This is a genomic window from Acinetobacter sp. AKBS16, from assembly GCF_002899995.1.
Classification (GTDB): Bacteria; Pseudomonadota; Gammaproteobacteria; order Pseudomonadales; family Moraxellaceae; genus Acinetobacter; species Acinetobacter baumannii.
In genome coordinates this window covers 72,325-89,054 of the sequence record NZ_POYH01000007.1, presented here as the reverse complement: position 1 = coordinate 89,054, position 16,730 = coordinate 72,325, and the positions used below count along the sequence as shown (strand labels likewise).

Sequence of the window (16,730 nt, the reverse complement as noted above, 5' to 3'; positions counted from 1 at the left end):
CAAATCCAGCTCCCGCTACCAATTTGATTAAGGTGCAACTTAATCAAGCTAATATTGGATAAGTTTACATTGACTTTTTTCGATATTTGTATATAATTTTTGCACGTTGATGCGGGATGGAGCAGTCTGGTAGCTCGTCGGGCTCATAACCCGAAGGTCGTTGGTTCAAATCCAGCTCCCGCTACCAAGTTTCTTAAAGAGGCTCACAGACAAGGTGGGCCTTTTTGCACAGTGGACTATTGTTTTCTGTGCTATATAGGGGCGATTAACGCCCTTTTTTATTGGTTATCGTATCGCTATCGTGTAGTGTCGACATCAATTGGTCAAATAGTCATGCTTCACTATAGTAAGTCTGTGTCGGTTAAAACAACCGATTGAATCGCACGAGAATGACGAGAGTAAATGAAATTATCAAATAAATCCCAAGCATTGTATGACATGATTGCTCCAGCAGTGGAGGCATGTGGTGTCGACCTTTGGGGAATTGAATTCCTTCCACAAGGTAAGCGTTCATTATTGCGTATTTATATCGATAGACCGGTTGATGAAAATGCTGAACCAGTGATTAATGAAGATGGTGAAGTAGAGCAAGGCCGCGGTATTGGTGTAGAAGATTGTGTTCGTGTTACACAACAGGTCGGCGCAATGCTGGATGTCCATGATCCGATTTCAGGTGAATATGCATTAGAAGTTTCTTCACCAGGTTGGGATCGCCCATTTTTTCAACTCGAACAGTTGCAAGGCTACATTGGACAACAGGTTGCTTTGCGTTTGATTGCTGCAGTAGAAAATCGTCGTAAATTTCAAGCAAAACTCCTTGCTGTAGACCTTGAAAATGAAGAGATTCAGGTTGAAGTTGAAGGAAAGCATGTGCTTGATATCGACAGCAACAATATCGATAAAGCAAACTTGATCTATCAAGATTAAATTTATTTAAATTATATAAGAAATCGGTAGGTGACTTATGGGCCGCGAAATTCTTACCGTTGTTGAAACGGTTAGTAATGAAAAAGGTGTTAGTCGTGAAGCGATCTTCGAAGCTTTAGAACAAGCTCTAGTTGCTGCAACGAAGAAAAAATTTTACGAGGGTACCAATTCTGAAGAAGCTCAGCTTCGTGTAGAAATTGATCGTAGAACTGGTGATTACCGTACATTCCGTCAATGGACTGTTGTGGCAGATGAAGATCATGAAATGCCAGCATGCCAAGACGCAATTTCTGATGTTGATCCTGCAAAATGGTCAATTGGCGACGTTCGTGAGCTTGAAGTAGAATCGATTGAGTTCGGTCGTATCGCTGCGCAGATTGCGAAACAGGTTATCGTACAAAAAATTCGTGAAGCAGAGCGTGCATTAGTTGCTGATGCTTATGAATCAAAAGTTGGCGAGCTAATTTACGGTGAAGTGAAAAAGCAAACTAAAGATGGTTTCATTATTGACTTAGGTGACAATGCTGAAGCTTATTTAGCTCGTGAAGAAATGATTCCTAAAGAGATCCTTCGTCCAAAACAACGTGTAAATGCTATTTTATATAGTGTAAACCGTGAAGGCCGTGGTGCTCAGCTTCTATTATCACGCGCTAAGCCTGAAATGCTTATTGCTTTGATGAAGAAAGAAATTCCTGAAATTTCTGAAGAAATTATTGAAATTAAAGCTGCGGCGCGTCAACCAGGTGTTCGTGCAAAAATCGCAGTAAAAACGAACGACCACCGTATTGACCCTGTTGGTGCATGTATTGGTATGCGTGGAACACGTATCCAGGCTGTACAGCAAGAGTTAAATGGTGAGCGTATTGATGTTGTAGTTTGGTCTGATGATCCAGCTCAATACATCGCAAGTGCATTAGAACCAGCTGATGTATCAGGCATTGTGCTTGATGAAGATGCAAAAAGTGCAGACATTATTTTTGCTACCAACGATCAATTGGCACGTGCGATTGGTTCGCAAGGTCAAAATGTTCGTTTAGCTTCTGATTTAACTGGCTACAAACTCGACATGATGCTTGAAGAAGAGTATCGTGCTCGTCAGCAGAATGAAGCTCAGCAATATCTCGACATGTTCGTATCACGTTTAGATATTGAAGAAGACTTGGCAATGGCGTTAGTAGAGATGGGCTTCACTTCTTTAGAAGAGATTGCTTATGTGCCAGCTGAAACTTTTGACGAAATTGAACTTGACGCTGAGTTAGTTGAGTTATTGCAAAGTCGTGCAAAAGAAGCTGCATTAACTGATGCATTGAAACAGCAAGAAAATATTCAAGAACCGAGTGCAGACCTTCTCAATATGGAAGGCATGACCTCTGAGATCGCTTACTCGCTAGCCGCTCGCGGTATTATTACTGTTGATGATTTGGCAGATCAAGCAACTGACGATATTTCTGATATTGAAGGTCTTGGTCATGAAAAAGCAGGTCAATTGATCATGAAAGCTCGCGAATCATGGTTTAACTAGGAGATGAAATATGACGGACAAGTCGATTAAAGAGTTAGCTCTCAGCGTAGGACGTCCTGTTGAGAAGCTCCTAGAACAGGCTCGTGAAGCAGGTTTGCCTCAACGTACAGCAGACGACATTATTACCACTGAACAACAGGACACCTTAGTCAATTATTTGAAAAAGGTGCATGGTCAGGAAAGTGGTAACACAGGAAAAATTGCGTTGAAACGTAAAACAACCAGTACCGCTAAAGTTGCAAGTACTTCGGGTAAAGCAAAAACAATTAACGTAGAAGTACGTAAAAAACAGGTTTTTGCTAAACCAAACCCAGAACAAATTGCAGCAGAAGCTAAAGCGCGTGCAGAAGCAGAAGCTAAAGCGCGTGCAGAACAACAAGCGCGTGAAGCTGCAGAGCAAAAAGCGCGTCTTCAAACAGAGCAAAAAGCAAAAGCAACTTTAGATGCAATGCGTGCTGCTCATCAACAAGATAGCGCTGCACAGTCAGCTCCTAAAGCTGCTGTTGTAGTGAAAAAACGTGGTGGTGGTACAGTAAAACCTGCACCAAAACCAGCAGAAACATTAGAGCAAAAGAAAGCGCGTGAAGCACAAACAGCTCAGTTGAAAGCAACTGAAGAAGCTGCACGTCGTAAAGCGGCTGAGGAAGCTCAGCAGCGTACGCTTGAACAAATGCGTAAGATGGCATCTAAATATTCAAATGATGATGCTACTGCAACTATTCGTGTGATTGATGATTCTCCTCTTGCTTCAGGTCTTGTTGGCCAAGCTTATGAAGATTCATTTAATCAAGAAGACCGTGAAATTAAACGTGGTGGTGCTACAACTAACCCTCGCGCTGGTAAGAAAGGCGGTCGTCGTGGTCAAGAAGAGCAAAGCTTCGTTAACCATAACAAACGTGGTTTAAAATCAAGCCAAGCGAACAAGCATGGTTTTGAAAAGCCAGTTAAAAAGCAAGTCTATGATGTAGAAATCGGTTCAAGCATTGTTGTTGCCGATCTTGCTCAAAAGATGGCGATTAAAGTACGTGAAGTTATCAAGACACTTATGAAAATGGGTGAATTGGTTAACCAGAACCAGACAATTGACCAAGATACAGCTGCACTTGTTGTAGAAGAAATGGGCCATAACCCTGTTCTAGTTTCTGATACACAAGCAGAAGATAACTTACTTGAAGCAGCTGAAGAAGCACGTGGTGAACAAACTACTCGTCCTCCAGTTGTTACAATCATGGGTCACGTTGACCATGGTAAAACATCATTGCTTGACCGTATCCGTCGTTCTAAAGTGGCGGCAGGTGAAGCAGGTGGTATTACCCAGCACATTGGTGCATATCACGTTGAAACAGACAAAGGGATTATTACATTCCTTGATACACCGGGACATGCAGCATTTACTTCAATGCGTGCACGTGGTGCTAAAGCAACGGATATCGTGGTATTGGTTGTTGCAGCAGATGACGGTGTAATGCCGCAAACTGCAGAAGCGATTGACCATGCACGTGCAGCAGGAACTCCAATTATTGTTGCTATCAACAAAATGGATAAAGAATCTGCTGATCCAGACCGTGTGTTAAATGAATTAACAACCAAAGAAATCGTTCCAGAAGAATGGGGCGGTGATGTTCCGGTTGCTAAGGTTTCAGCACATACTGGCCAAGGTATTGATGAACTCCTTGATTTAATTCTAATTCAATCTGAATTGATGGAATTAAAAGCATCTGCTGAAGGTGCTGCACAAGGTGTTGTTATTGAAGCACGTGTGGATAAAGGCCGTGGTGCAGTAACTTCGATTCTTGTTCAAAACGGTACATTAAATATTGGTGACCTTGTTCTTGCTGGTTCATCATATGGCCGTGTTCGTGCGATGTCTGATGAAAACGGTAAGCCAATTAAGTCAGCAGGACCATCTATTCCAGTGGAAATTTTGGGTCTACCAGAAGCTCCAATGGCGGGTGATGAAGTTCTTGTAGTAAATGACGAGAAGAAGGCACGTGAAGTTGCTGATGCTCGTGCAGACCGTGAACGTGAAAAACGTATCGAACGTCAAAGCGCAATGCGTCTTGAAAACATCATGGCATCTATGGGCAAAAAAGACGTTCCTACAGTGAACGTTGTTTTAAGAACAGATGTTCGTGGTACTTTAGAAGCATTGAATGCTGCATTACATGAACTCTCTACTGATGAAGTAAAAGTTCGCGTAATTAGTTCTGGTGTTGGTGCGATCACTGAGTCTGATGTAATTCTTGCCGAGTCTTCAGAAGCTGTATTGTTAGGCTTCAACGTTCGTGCTGATACAGCTGCTCGTCAGAAGAGTGACCAAGACGGTATCGATATTCGTTACTACAGCATCATCTATGAATTGATTGATGATGTAAAAGATGCCATGAGCGGTAAACTTGCTCCTGAACACCGTGAAACTATCTTGGGTGTTGCTCAAGTACGTGAAGTGTTCCGTTCTAGTAAGTTTGGTGCTGCTGCGGGCTGTATGGTTATGGAAGGCGTGATTCACCGTAACAAACCAATCCGTGTCTTACGTGATGATGTTGTGATTTTCCAAGGTGAACTTGAATCATTACGTCGTTATAAAGATGTCGTTGATGAAGTTCGTGCCGGTATGGAATGTGGTCTTGCCGTGAAAGGTTATAACGACATCAAACCTCTTGATAAGATTGAGGTTTATGATGTTCAAATGGTTAAACGGAGTCTTTAATGGCGGGTGGACAACGCTTAAAGCGAATGGCGGATTCAGTACAGCGCGAGCTTTCTGAACTTATCCGTCAGGAGTTGAAAGATCCGCGTCTGGGTGGTCTTGTGACCATCTCAGGCGTTAAAGTCAGTCCGGACTTAGGTTATGCCGATGTCTATGTGACCGTGATGGGTCGTGAATTAAGCGATGACCAAAACGAAGTGGCTCACCGTGAAACACTAGATATTTTGAATAAAGCATCTGGTTTTTTACGTCAGGAGTTGAGTCGTCGTATTAAAACGCGCATCACGCCTCGCTTGCGTTTCCATTACGATAAAACCAATGCATATGGTAACTATATGTTTGGTCTTATCGAAAAAGCGGTACAAGATTTACCGAAACGTGAGTCAGATGACGAAGAGTAATAAAAACTCAAAATAAAAAAGCCACCTTGGGGTGGCTTTTTTATGTGTTCAAGTTTTTATTCTTGAGGAGGTTCCATAGGTGGTTTGTTTTGTGAAAAACGTTGCCCAATTTTATACCGATCCCAAGGGAGAGGGCGTTCAATTGCCTCAGGAACTTCACCACTCAACGAGCGTAAACGTAAATGTAGCGCGGCTTGAGCAATTAAGTTAGCTGATACAGGTGCAGTAATAAAAGCCAACAGTGTAATAAGTAACTCGGCAAAGCCAAATCGGCCTTGAAAAGCAAAAAAGATCATTGAAGCAATTAAAAAGCTACCTAAGCCTAATGTACTCGACTTGGTAGGTGCGTGTAGTCGCATGAATAAATCGGGTAGACGTACCATACCGATAGATCCGACTAACATAAAAAAAGCACCGAAAACCAGAAAGATCGAAACAATAATTTCCATTGTAATTTGCATTTTGACCTTCCCCTAATCGATTACATGACCGGTTGTAAAATAACGAGCTAAAGCAGCCGTTGAAACAAACCCTAGCATAGCGACTAACAACGCCCCTTCGAATAAAGAGGTTGTTGTCCAATAAATGCCTAACACAATAATGAGACAGGTCGCATTTAAAAATAGGGTATCAAGCGCTAGTAGGCGGTCGACAATAGATGGCCCCATCACCATTCGAAAAAGGCAAAGCAACATAGAGATTGTGATAGCAATCAAGCTAATGCCAAGAGCATAAGGTAGGATGGTCATGCGTTGTCCTCCGATTTGCTTTTCACATCAAAAATTTCCATGAGTGGAGCCTCATAGCGTTGTTTGATGTCTTGCACATCACTTTCAGTATTTTCTGTGCTAAGAGAGTGGACCAAAATATCACCACGCTCTTGATCAATACCGGCAGAGACCGTGCCAGGCGTTGTGGTAATAATCATTGCCAGTAAAGAGTTTACTTGTTCATGTTCTGTTTCTAATGGAACACGGTACCATTTAGGATGTAATTTTTTCGGTGACCCTAATACCAGTTTAGCAACCCGAAAATTGGAAATAATAATGTCCCACAAGACAACAAAACATAGTTTTATGGCAGGTTTCCAATGGATATGCGGGGTTCTGGTAATAAAAGGACGAACTAGACGGGGAATAACAAGCCCCAAAATTACAGCCATAAGCAGGTCGCTCGCATCAAGACTATGCGCGAGCATTAACCAGAAGATGATAATCAAAAAAGAAACAAATGGATGCGGAAACCAGCGGTCAAGCAATTTAGATAGCTGCATTGTTATGGCTCCATAGGTTTCAGTTGACTTTCATCAGCAATGGTTGGGGTTTGCAATTTTTCTTGCTGCTGAATTTGGCGGTGTTTATATTCAGAAATATGCTCACCGTTGAAAGTATCTTTTGAAATAATGTCAGGAATAAGATAGGCATTATGATCTTCAACTTCACCACCATATTTTGTTTCTGGTAAATAAGTTGAGTCATATGGCTGAACGCTAATAACTTCGCCATTTTGATCAGTTTTAAGAATAGATTGCTGATACAGGGCATGATCTTGAATTTGCTGAGCGGTATTTGTGGTGTAGTGCAATACAGGTGAAGCAAATGCTACATAAGCCACTAAACCGGCAAGCAAGATATAGATGACTGTATCGTTACGTGGCGGTGCTTTTTCAGGTAAAGCACGATAAATAATATAAGCAGGATTGATCGGGTCTTCTTCTGGTGGTGATGCACGCCAGAATAAAATAAAACCGACACGTGTTAATGCAATAATGCTTAATAAACTCACCAAAAGAACAATACCAATAACCCAGCCTTGATATGCAGTTTCAACAGTAGCCTGCAAAATAAATACTTTCCCAAAGAAGCCACTAAAAGGTGGTAAGCCTGCGAGCATCATGGCAATCAGGAAATAAGTCAGCATGGCTGCTTTTTCTTGTTTAATTCTCGGTGCAATCTTTAAATGATCTTTAAAATCACCGCGCTGTGAAGTTATCCAGCCACAGAACAGGTAAAATGCTGCACCAATCAATGTACTGTGGACTAAATAGAATAATGCTCCAGACCACGCTTGCGTGTTTGACATGGCAATTGCAATCAATAAAGTACCAATTGAAGACAGCACCATAAAGCCAACAAAACGTCTGAGGCGATCTGCACCAATTGCGCCAATCACGCCATATAAAGAAGTCACTAAACCAATTGGAAGCAACCAGCTTTTAAAGATTTCTTGGCTGAGTACATCATTAAATACAGTTCCATTGACGCGCAAAATGGCATAGATCCCCACTTTGGTCATAATGGTAAAAATTGCTGCGACAGGTGTACTTGCCACGGCATAAGTTTTTGGTAGCCAAAAACCAACTGGTAGCATGGCCGCTTTAATACCAAACACGACAAATAAGAGTAAGGCACCTGCAACTGCTAATTTATGTTGATCTGCATCTAAAGTCGGTAGCAAACGTGAAACGTCAGCCATATTGAGGCTACCTACACTGCCATAGATCATGCCAAGACCAATTAAGAACAGGGCAGAGGCTAAAAGGTTGATAATGACGTAGTGCACACCAAGCTGAAATCTCGGTTTTCCTTGTCCATGTAATAAGAGGACATAGGACGCCATGAGCAAGATTTCAAAGAAAACGAACAGGTTAAATAAGTCGCCTGTGAGAAATGCGCCACATAGCCCCATTAAAAGAAAATGGAATATGGCGTGGAAATAGCGACCTCTCGTATCCCAGTTTTCACTGGCATACCATAAAACCGGAACTGCTAAGGCATAAGTTAAAACCAGCATAAAAGCTGAAAGGCGGTCGAGTACCAGCACAATACCAAAGGGAGCTGACCACTCGCTCAACTGATAAACCGTAATTTGGCCAGTGTTTGCAACAAGCAGATAACTAACAGCAGTGATTAACCCAGCTATTGCTGAGATCAAACTAATGCCACGGCGCCAAGGTTGTCGCCAATCTTCTTTTAATGCACCAGCGCCAGGGTTACCTAGAAGCAATAAGATAAAACCAGTAAATGCCGGGATGAGGATACTGAAAATTGGTGTATTAGCTTGCCAAAAAGATAAAAAATCAAACATCACGGCTCATCCTCACGTGGGTCGTATGTTGGAGAAATATCTTCTTTAGCATCAACATGGTCACTACCGGATTCATAACGGCTACGTAACGCGAGTTGCACAATAAAAGCGGTAGTGGCAAAACCGATCACGATTGCTGTTAAAACAAGTGCTTGTGGAAGTGGATCTGTAATATTGGTGGTTTCGGTTAGGATGGCTGGTGAGCTGACTTGCAAACGACCCATCGCAAACAAAAATAAGTTAACCGCATAGCCCAGCACTGCTAAGCCCAACACAACAGGGAAGGTACGCGCACGTAAAATTAGATAAATGCCTGTCGCAACAAGTAGCCCAATGGCAGAGGCCAGTAAGAATTCTAAACTGATCATGATGATTTCTCCCCATGAGGTACAGGACCAGACATACTCGAGTGGCGAGAGTCCCCTAATACAGAAATGAGTAGCATGGTAGCGCCTACTACGGTGATATACACACCCAGATCAAAGCTTGCTGCTGAAGCCAGATGCAACTTACCTAAAACTGGTAATTCAACATAGACGTGCGCACTGGTTAAGAATGGACGTGCCCAGAACCATGCGGCAATGCCAGTAAGGCCTGCAATTGTTAATCCGGAGCCAATCCAGATTTCGTAAAGACGACCGGATTGGGCTTTTAACATTTGTTCTGCTTGATCTTGACCTAAAGCAATATACTGAATAATCAGTGCCATTGAGGTAATTAGACCTGCAATAAAGCCACCACCCGGGTAGTTGTGTCCACGCATAAAGATATAGACACTTACGACCAATGCTAAAGGTAACACCCAAGAGGCCGTAATACGGAACATGAGCGGAGATGGGTTAAAGCGGTAGGTGAGGCCTTGTGTCATGGTGGTGCCATGTACGCGCATGCCATCCATGAGACATAGCGCACCAATCGCAGCAATGCCTAGTACTGTAATTTCACCAAAGGTATCAAAGCCACGGAAGTCCACCAAAATAACATTTACAATGTTTGAACCGCCGCCAAGTGGTAAGGATTGCTGAGCAAAGAACCATGAAATCGAATTATGATCACGCGTTAAAATAAGCCATGTAATCCAACCAATTCCTAAACCGCCAATAATTGCTAACGCAGCATCTCTCCAACGTCTTGAGCGACGAGATTCATATGGCGTAAGTTGAGGGAGTAACGATAAGCTCATCAACAACAGAACAGTCGTAACTACATCTACCGTAATTTGAGTGAGTGCTAAGTCAGGTGCCGACATGGTGACAAATACCATGGTAACCACAAGACCAATTGCACCGCTAATGAGTACAGCCTTGATACGTTCGTGGTGGAACCAAAGCATCATCCAGCAACCTGAGAATAAGGTCAGCCAAAGAACTACTGCAATCCATGGTGCGTGAGTCAGCTCACGTGTACCTGTGGTAAGGCCCTGATTGAACAAAGGCAGAGTAACCATGACGATGCTAAAAGCAATGATTAAGAACAGGTAACTTTGCAAAGAACCATTTTCGGTTTTTTGTTTAATTTTTCGGCTTGTTAATAATAAATGCTTTAAGAATAAGTCAAATAAAATACGGCCTTGTAAGCGCCCTAAACGTGGGTCAAGGTCGATCTTACGAATCATGCCATCTTTTGCTAGGGAAAAATAGAAAAGCGTACCGCCAACCAGAGCAATAATACTCATGATTAATGGCGCATTAAATCCATGCCAAATTGCAAGATGAGTACCTGCAAAATCAGGTTGCATAAGACTTGCACGTGTCACACTGTTAACTAGAGGCTCGACCAGTAGGGCAGGGAAAATACCGACCAAAATACATAATGTCGCAAGCAATATAGCTGGTGCTCGCATGCCGATAGGTGGCTCATGGGCATTTTTATTTGGAACTTGTTTACCTACGGGGCCATCAAAAAATACGCCGTGTACTAAGCGAATTGAATAACTGACTGCAAAAATACCGGCAAGCGTCGCAATAATACTGGCAAAAATAACAGTTGATCCTGAAAGGCTCGCTAATAGCTCGGTAAAGAACATTTCCTTAGAAATAAAGCCATTGGTGAGAGGAACACCTGCCATGGATGCCGCTGTAATCATAGTCAGTGTTGCGGTAAATGGTAATAGTTGCCAAATCCCACTTAACTTTCTAAGGTCACGCGTACCTGTTTCATGGTCAATGATCCCGGCAATCATAAACAGGGCAGCTTTAAAGGTTGCGTGGTTAATAATATGGAAAATTGCCGCAGCAACAGCTAAAGGTGAACCGATACCAAGCAGGCAAACGATAAGACCTAAATGACTAATTGTAGAATAGGCTAGCAGTCCTTTTAGATCTTCTTTAAAAATTGCGAAGCATGCGGCCATACAAAGTGTAAATAGGCCGACAAACGTGACAATGTTGTGATAAAGCGCAGCGCCAATGAAAATAGGTGCAAGACGAGCTAGTAAGAAAATCCCAGCTTTTACCATGGTGGCAGAGTGCAAATAGGCCGACACGGGAGTGGGCGCTGCCATTGCATTGGGTAACCAAAAATGGAACGGGAACTGAGCACTTTTAGTAAATGCACCCAGTAAAATAAGCAAAAGCGTCGGAACAAACAGATAGTGACTTTGAATGAGGTCTTTCATTCCGACAATATCATTAATTTCGTAGGTTCCTGTGATTTGTCCTAATAAGACAAATCCACCTAGCATGGCGAGTCCACCCATACCTGTAATGGTAAGTGCCATACGCGAGCCACGTTGAGCAGCTTCGTAATGACTCCAGTAACCGACTAATAGGAAGGATGAAATACTGGTAAGTTCCCAAAAGACTAATAAAATAATTAAATTGTTAGAAAGAGAAATACCGAGCATTGCTGCCATAAACAGCATGAGTAATAAATATAATTTACTTAATGAATTTTTAGGGCCTAAATAATAATAGGCATAAATATAAATGAGTGTACCGATACCGGTAATAAGAAGAGAAAATAATAAACCAAGGGCATCAAGTCTAAAGCTCAGATTAATTCCTAATTGTGGTAACCAATCCCAACTTTGTTGAATGCTTGCACCACCAAGCACAGTTTTAGCCTGAGTCAGTAATAAACCAAAACTGGTTAAACTGACTCCGATCGCCCCTAAAGCCGTTACTCCACGTGAAAACCGTTGAAGCAATGAAACAAGGGTGGTGCCTAATATTAACGGTAATAAGATAATTATCGGTAGCACACTCGTATCCATATATAATTTAGACCGAAGCCTAAAGGTGAAATTTTCATTTCAGAATAGATAGGAATTCAAAGAGATTTCCAAAGCTTATATTCTGAAAACCCGACCAAATTAGAAAAATAAAGCGAGAAACAAGTTGTATTGCGCAACTTGAATAATAAAAACGCAAAATGAAATTTATTGTACACTAAAAAATCATTAAAAATCTGATGTTATTACATGTGGTAACAACATCTAGTGATTTTCCAGCTCAAAAAACCAGATTTCATCATATATTTAGCGAATTCGGTTTTATTATAAAAATTGAGCGAAATGGATAATAAATTTTAAAGAGAGGAGGTTTCTTCCGAGGTGTCTCCTGCATGAATCATACGTAATAATTCATTTTTTTGCTGTTCATTTAGATTTTGGATTTGTTGGTACAAACTATCAATTTGAGTTGTTGCTGGCTCGGTATCAAGCGGTAGGGGATCTATATGCGGCGTTAACGCTTCATCTCGTTGTAATAACGTATAAAGATGTTCGAGTTGCTGCTGAGTCGTACTTAAATCAAGTGGACTTATTTTTCCATGCTCTAATTTAAAACATTGATATACGGCTGCATGTTCAAGCAATTCTTCACGGCTTCCGGTCACAATAATTTGTAAGCGTGGGAATGCGCGATGAAGACGATTTAAAATTTCTGAGCAATGTGCTGCATCTAGTTGTGAATCGATCTGGTCAATTAACAAAACGCCTTCACCTTCAAGACAAGGGTCTAAGCTCAACGGATTGAGCAAACAAAGCCTGCGAACCACATCGCCTACGAGTGCAATCCATGTTTTAGTGGTATTGGAAAGTTGTTGAAAGGCCAAGACTTCACCCTTGTAATGTGCCATAAGTTGAAGTTTTGGGTGATATTGCAAATAAAAGTCTTCAAGCTCAGGAAAAATAATCTTTAATGCCGATTTTAATGCGTACAAATTAGGTGAAGGAAGCTGTTTAGGATGTCCTGCCAATTCAAGTTGTAGCTGACGTAAAATTTCTTCCTGATCTTGTGAATTGGATTGTTTTGAAATAATTCGCTGCACAACATGAGCCGCTTGTGCATTTTCAATATCGCTAATTTCACGTAACCACTCAAAAAAACGGGCGAAAGTGGTAAACGGAATGAAGCTAATGTCATAAGCAGAAATAGACTGAGTAATACCCGGTAAATTTTTATTCAGTAAATTTATATCGTTAACAAACCGCTCTGACGGATAATAAGCGAGTAAGGGAAGACCTTGAAGTGGGTCTTTTCTTGTGACTTGATGATAAAGGGTAATGGTTTGATCGAGCTGCTGGGTTTCAACTTGACTAATCCCTACACCACTTGAATTTAAGGTCTTGAACAGTTTCCAGCTACAAAGAGATGTGTCGGTTTGCTGGGTTGAAGTGGTTTCAGGGAGCTGTCCAAATTCCGGTGGAATCTGGATGCTGACTTCTATTTTAGATTGCAAACGAGAATGGCTAATGTCCTGATCTGGCATGACAATGCCTGGTGTACGTGCATCTTTAAGGCGCGCAGGAAACCATGTTAAAGCATGATAAATATGCTTGAGTAGCATACTTTTGCCAGTTGCTTGCTCGCCTAAAATTAAAGTAATCGGTTGTTTGTCATATTGAAACTGTATTTTTAGGTCATGAAACAGAGCAATATGTTTAAATTGGATAGATTCAAGTTTCATAGGCTCACCTAATTATGAGCGCTTCAACCAACCGACTGACGAAGACTTAAAGGCGCCCTTAGTTTTAATTGTTGTATCAGATCATAAAGATGATGGATATTTAGACTTACTTTAGCACGAGTACAGGCCACGTACAGTAATCTTAACTCTTCATCTGTAATCTTATGCTCTAATCCATTAATTTTAAATTGATAGTCGTCTTCAATATGGACACGGTTCCATTCTAGCCCTTTCGCTTTATGGGCAGTCGAGATGACATAGTCAGCTTGCTCAAGGGGAGTAATCTTTGCAAGTGCTTTTTTTAATGGGTCAGTGCCGTGATCATCTACCAGCTTAACCAATGGTTTAATATCGCTTCCTTCATTGGTTTCGCAGTACTCATGAACATCATGCCATGAGTTAAACCATGCCAACTCAGGAACGTCAGTAACTCGTTTCCCTTGCTTTAAGAGGCTTGCAGCATCTACAAAACGGTTTAGTTTTTGATGGTCAGCTTGCAAACTCACTTTATCGCCGTGAACTAAGCCTGCCAATAACAGCTCCATTGCGCGAGCATTGGTACGACACAAAATCGCATCACGCATTTTTGTATGCGGTTTATTGACTACACTTGATTTCTGGTTCGGATTACCAAGCAAAGGAACTGTCTCATTTAAGCCACCTAATAACGCATTGGCGACATCGGCAATTGCCTCCCCAAAACGAAAAGAGGTCGTTAGGCGAGACTCTGGCAAAGGCAGTTGTTGCATGGCATTTACTGCACCGCGCCACGCGTAGATTTGCTGATGTGCATCGCCTACATAAATAACCTGCGTACTTTTTTGACGAAGTAATATACCCAGCATTAAAGGGTCAGCATCTTGTGCTTCATCAAATAAGACATAATCGGCCGGAATATTAGGCTCAGACAATGCCCAAAGTTTGAGGTAAATATCGTGACCAATTCCCGCTTGATGACTTGGGTCGATGGACTCTAGCCAGCGGCGTTCTACAGCAGGGTAAAGGTGAGTTTGAAGTGCAGTAACATCGTCTGGATGTAACCAGTTTGGCGCCTGAATATGTCGAGGCGCTGGATATTGAGAACTGGTCGAACAGAAATAGCTCACCGCATTGGCGACAAGGCTTGCGAGGCGACTTGGCATTAAGACGTATTTTTCATAACGTCCACCCATCATTCGACGTAGGGTAATCGGTTCTAGTCGATATTCTTTTGCAATAAAGCTTGGGCTTAAGCGAGGTAAGCGTAATTTATCAGTTACGCCACGTGGCACACTGCGGAAGGCGAGTGAGTGAAAAGTACGGCAATCTACATTGCGATGAAATTTGTTTTGAGCTTCACCAGCAATGGCTTTGTTAAAAGCCAAATACATACCACGCCGTTCAGGCATGGCATCACTAATCATTTGTAACGTAGTAGTTTTACCTGTGCCCGCATAGGCAATCACTTTAAATGATTGCCCAAGACGTGCGTTATCTATGGCAATTGCTTGCTCATAGGTGGCTTTAGGTTTTTCGATATTCGACACTGAGTGATTTTAAACCTTATTGCGGTTAGCTTTTTCAACTAAACCAGATAAACCCTGACGACGACCTAACTCGTCAATAATAAGTTGTGGATTAAGATCGAAATAACCCAACATGACAATACTATGGAACCACAAATCGGCAGTTTCATAAATCAAGTCATTTAAATTGCTTTCTGTATTTTGAGCTGCGTAGTCTTTCGCAGCAATAATGGTTTCTACGCCTTCTTCGCCGACTTTTTCTAGAATTTTATTGATGCCTTTTTTGTAGAGGCTTGCAACATATGAAGTGTCTGCTTCTGCTTGCTTACGCTCTTGCATCAATTGCCCTAAGTGAGCAAGTACATCCACTTGTTCAGTAATATGAGCATGATCGTGACTTTCAGCTTTGGCTTTGTCACCGTAAATTGCAGTAGGGTCTTTTAACTGTGCATCGACAATTTCCCAGCCCTGTGGGGTGAGTTTACGGTAGAAACAAGACTCACGACCTGTATGACATGCGATACCGCCATGTTGCTCAACCTGTAATACAATCACGTCGCCATCGCAGTCCAGACGAATTTCATAAACCGTTTGGAAATGGCCTGATTCTTCACCCTTGTGCCAAAGTTTTTGGCGAGAACGGGAGAAATACACAGCCTGATTTTTTTCTGCTGTGAGTGCAAGTGATTCACGGTTCATCCACGCCACCATCAAAATACGTCCGGTTTGATGATGTTGAGCAATGGCAGGGATAAGACCATTGGAATCAAATTTAACTTCATCTAACCAGTTTGACATGAGCGGAAATCCATTCAGTGGAAATGAGCTAGTGTAGCGCTTGTGCTTAGGGTTGGCTATGCTTGTCGTATAAAAAATCGGTTATATGATTTGTCTATAAGATGGACACTAGTAAATTGTAGTTTAAGAGTTGTTTAAATTAATTTTGATTTGTGAAGCCATAGCTATTGTAAAATTATCTAAGCATATTGTTATAACTTAGGAAAATAAGTCTTGGACAAAATAGAAAATTTTGCTTGTCGAGTATGTGGTCTTATACAAGATGAAGAGCCGTGGGGGGAAAGTGGCGAAGACCCAAACTTTAATATTTGTGATTGTTGTGGTGTTGAATTTGGATATGAGGATTATACTAAAGAATCTGTAAAAGCGTACCGCAATAAATGGTTAGAGGTAGGTGCTAATTGGTGGAAATTAAAAGAGAAACCCAAAGATTGGGATATTAAAAAACAATTACAAAATATCCCTGTAAATTTTAAATAACTTATAACCTTATGTTGTTTGAAATCTCAATCAAATTTTGATCTGGATCGCGAATATAAACTGAAAGAATAGGATGCATTGCACCAGTACGCTCAATCGGACCTTCTTCAATTTGAATATTTAATTGATTAAGGTGTGCAACCACTTCTGAAATGGGAGTGTCTGAAATAAAACACAAGTCAGCAGATCCGGGAGTCGGCTGTAATGCCTTCGGTTCAAACCCGTTGCCTTGCTGGTGTAAATTTATCTTTTGATTTCCAAACTTTAGAGCCTTTCTATCACCTTTAAACGTGATGACTTCAAACCCCAATACGGTTTGATAGAAATGACAGGTAGATTCAATATTTGAGACAGTTAAAACAAGATGATCAAGATGGCTGATTTTCATG

15 protein-coding genes and 1 tRNA gene are annotated in these 16,730 nt (G+C 41.5%); 6 read left to right on the top strand and 10 right to left on the bottom strand.

Annotated features, from left to right (window positions below; all coding sequences use genetic code 11):
- Positions 1–110 precede the first annotated feature (110 nt).
- From C1642_RS01205 to C1642_RS01185, 5 genes are all read left to right on the top strand, one after another.
- Positions 111–187 (top strand) — tRNA-Met (locus C1642_RS01205).
- Positions 188–402: 215 nt separating this feature from the next.
- Entirely contained in the window at positions 403–927 is a 525-nt protein-coding gene (gene rimP / locus C1642_RS01200; RefSeq protein WP_000777730.1) for a ribosome maturation factor RimP, read from the top strand.
- A gap of 37 nt (positions 928–964) precedes the next feature.
- Positions 965–2,449, top strand: a complete 1,485-nt coding sequence (gene nusA, locus C1642_RS01195) for a transcription termination factor NusA (protein WP_000532248.1) — start codon at positions 965–967, stop codon at positions 2,447–2,449.
- A gap of 10 nt (positions 2,450–2,459) precedes the next feature.
- Positions 2,460–5,159 carry a translation initiation factor IF-2 gene (gene infB / locus C1642_RS01190; protein WP_000130326.1) on the top strand — a complete coding sequence of 900 codons (2,700 nt, stop codon included), beginning with the start codon at positions 2,460–2,462 and terminating at the stop codon, positions 5,157–5,159.
- Entirely contained in the window at positions 5,159–5,560 is a 402-nt protein-coding gene (locus C1642_RS01185) for a ribosome-binding factor A (RefSeq protein WP_000897046.1), read from the top strand. The genes infB and C1642_RS01185 overlap by 1 nt, the downstream gene beginning before the upstream one ends.
- Positions 5,561–5,616: 56 nt before the next feature.
- Here the strand turns inward: C1642_RS01185 and C1642_RS01180 are convergent, their stop codons facing one another.
- From C1642_RS01180 to hisIE, 9 genes are all read right to left on the bottom strand, one after another.
- Positions 5,617–6,021 carry a Na+/H+ antiporter subunit G gene (locus C1642_RS01180; RefSeq protein WP_001167533.1) on the bottom strand — a complete coding sequence of 135 codons (405 nt, stop codon included), beginning with the start codon at positions 6,019–6,021 and terminating at the stop codon, positions 5,617–5,619.
- Between the two features lie 12 nt (positions 6,022–6,033).
- Entirely contained in the window at positions 6,034–6,309 is a 276-nt protein-coding gene (locus tag C1642_RS01175) for a monovalent cation/H+ antiporter subunit F (RefSeq protein WP_000154076.1), read from the bottom strand.
- Entirely contained in the window at positions 6,306–6,833 is a 528-nt protein-coding gene (locus C1642_RS01170) for a Na+/H+ antiporter subunit E (RefSeq protein ID WP_001177203.1), read from the bottom strand. Before C1642_RS01170 ends, C1642_RS01175 begins: the two co-directional genes overlap by 4 nt.
- A 2-nt stretch (positions 6,834–6,835) precedes the next feature.
- Positions 6,836–8,647, bottom strand: a complete 1,812-nt coding sequence (locus tag C1642_RS01165) for a monovalent cation/H+ antiporter subunit D (protein WP_103235790.1) — start codon at positions 8,645–8,647, stop codon at positions 6,836–6,838.
- Positions 8,647–9,015, bottom strand: a complete 369-nt coding sequence (locus tag C1642_RS01160; RefSeq protein WP_000624229.1) for a Na+/H+ antiporter subunit C — start codon at positions 9,013–9,015, stop codon at positions 8,647–8,649. Before C1642_RS01160 ends, C1642_RS01165 begins: the two co-directional genes overlap by 1 nt.
- Positions 9,012–11,861: a monovalent cation/H+ antiporter subunit A gene (locus C1642_RS01155; protein WP_103235789.1), complete on the bottom strand. Its 2,850-nt coding sequence runs from the start codon at positions 11,859–11,861 to the stop codon at positions 9,012–9,014. The genes C1642_RS01160 and C1642_RS01155 overlap by 4 nt, the downstream gene beginning before the upstream one ends.
- 314 nt (positions 11,862–12,175) lie before the next feature.
- Positions 12,176–13,558, bottom strand: a complete 1,383-nt coding sequence (locus C1642_RS01150) for an AAA family ATPase (protein WP_000764527.1) — start codon at positions 13,556–13,558, stop codon at positions 12,176–12,178.
- Between the two features lie 23 nt (positions 13,559–13,581).
- Positions 13,582–15,084 carry a UvrD-helicase domain-containing protein gene (locus C1642_RS01145; RefSeq protein WP_103235788.1) on the bottom strand — a complete coding sequence of 501 codons (1,503 nt, stop codon included), beginning with the start codon at positions 15,082–15,084 and terminating at the stop codon, positions 13,582–13,584.
- 9 nt (positions 15,085–15,093) lie between these two features.
- Positions 15,094–15,861 carry a bifunctional phosphoribosyl-AMP cyclohydrolase/phosphoribosyl-ATP diphosphatase HisIE gene (gene hisIE, locus C1642_RS01140; protein WP_000073502.1) on the bottom strand — a complete coding sequence of 256 codons (768 nt, stop codon included), beginning with the start codon at positions 15,859–15,861 and terminating at the stop codon, positions 15,094–15,096.
- A gap of 213 nt (positions 15,862–16,074) precedes the next feature.
- Between hisIE and C1642_RS01135 the strand changes: the two genes are divergently transcribed.
- Positions 16,075–16,341 carry a hypothetical protein gene (locus tag C1642_RS01135; RefSeq protein ID WP_000357680.1) on the top strand — a complete coding sequence of 89 codons (267 nt, stop codon included), beginning with the start codon at positions 16,075–16,077 and terminating at the stop codon, positions 16,339–16,341.
- A gap of 1 nt (position 16,342) precedes the next feature.
- Here C1642_RS01135 and C1642_RS01130 read toward each other — a convergent pair whose 3' ends face one another.
- Positions 16,343–16,729, bottom strand: a complete 387-nt coding sequence (locus tag C1642_RS01130; RefSeq protein WP_000703170.1) for a VOC family protein — start codon at positions 16,727–16,729, stop codon at positions 16,343–16,345.
- Position 16,730 lies beyond the last annotated feature (1 nt).

What these genes read in the sequence shown, in the direction of transcription:
- rimP (WP_000777730.1), top strand. Translation starts at nt 403, where the DNA reads ATGAAATTATCAAATAAATCCCAAGCATTGTATGACATGATTGCTCCA.
- nusA (WP_000532248.1), top strand. Translation starts at nt 965, where the DNA reads ATGGGCCGCGAAATTCTTACCGTTGTTGAAACGGTTAGTAATGAAAAA.
- infB (WP_000130326.1), top strand. Translation starts at nt 2,460, where the DNA reads ATGACGGACAAGTCGATTAAAGAGTTAGCTCTCAGCGTAGGACGTCCT.
- C1642_RS01185 (WP_000897046.1), top strand. Translation starts at nt 5,159, where the DNA reads ATGGCGGGTGGACAACGCTTAAAGCGAATGGCGGATTCAGTACAGCGC.
- C1642_RS01180 (WP_001167533.1), bottom strand. Translation starts at nt 6,021, where the DNA reads ATGCAAATTACAATGGAAATTATTGTTTCGATCTTTCTGGTTTTCGGT.
- C1642_RS01175 (WP_000154076.1), bottom strand. Translation starts at nt 6,309, where the DNA reads ATGACCATCCTACCTTATGCTCTTGGCATTAGCTTGATTGCTATCACA.
- C1642_RS01170 (WP_001177203.1), bottom strand. Translation starts at nt 6,833, where the DNA reads ATGCAGCTATCTAAATTGCTTGACCGCTGGTTTCCGCATCCATTTGTT.
- C1642_RS01165 (WP_103235790.1), bottom strand. Translation starts at nt 8,647, where the DNA reads ATGTTTGATTTTTTATCTTTTTGGCAAGCTAATACACCAATTTTCAGT.
- C1642_RS01160 (WP_000624229.1), bottom strand. Translation starts at nt 9,015, where the DNA reads ATGATCAGTTTAGAATTCTTACTGGCCTCTGCCATTGGGCTACTTGTT.
- C1642_RS01155 (WP_103235789.1), bottom strand. Translation starts at nt 11,861, where the DNA reads ATGGATACGAGTGTGCTACCGATAATTATCTTATTACCGTTAATATTA.
- C1642_RS01150 (WP_000764527.1), bottom strand. Translation starts at nt 13,558, where the DNA reads ATGAAACTTGAATCTATCCAATTTAAACATATTGCTCTGTTTCATGAC.
- hisIE (WP_000073502.1), bottom strand. Translation starts at nt 15,861, where the DNA reads ATGTCAAACTGGTTAGATGAAGTTAAATTTGATTCCAATGGTCTTATC.
- C1642_RS01130 (WP_000703170.1), bottom strand. Translation starts at nt 16,729, where the DNA reads ATGAAAATCAGCCATCTTGATCATCTTGTTTTAACTGTCTCAAATATT.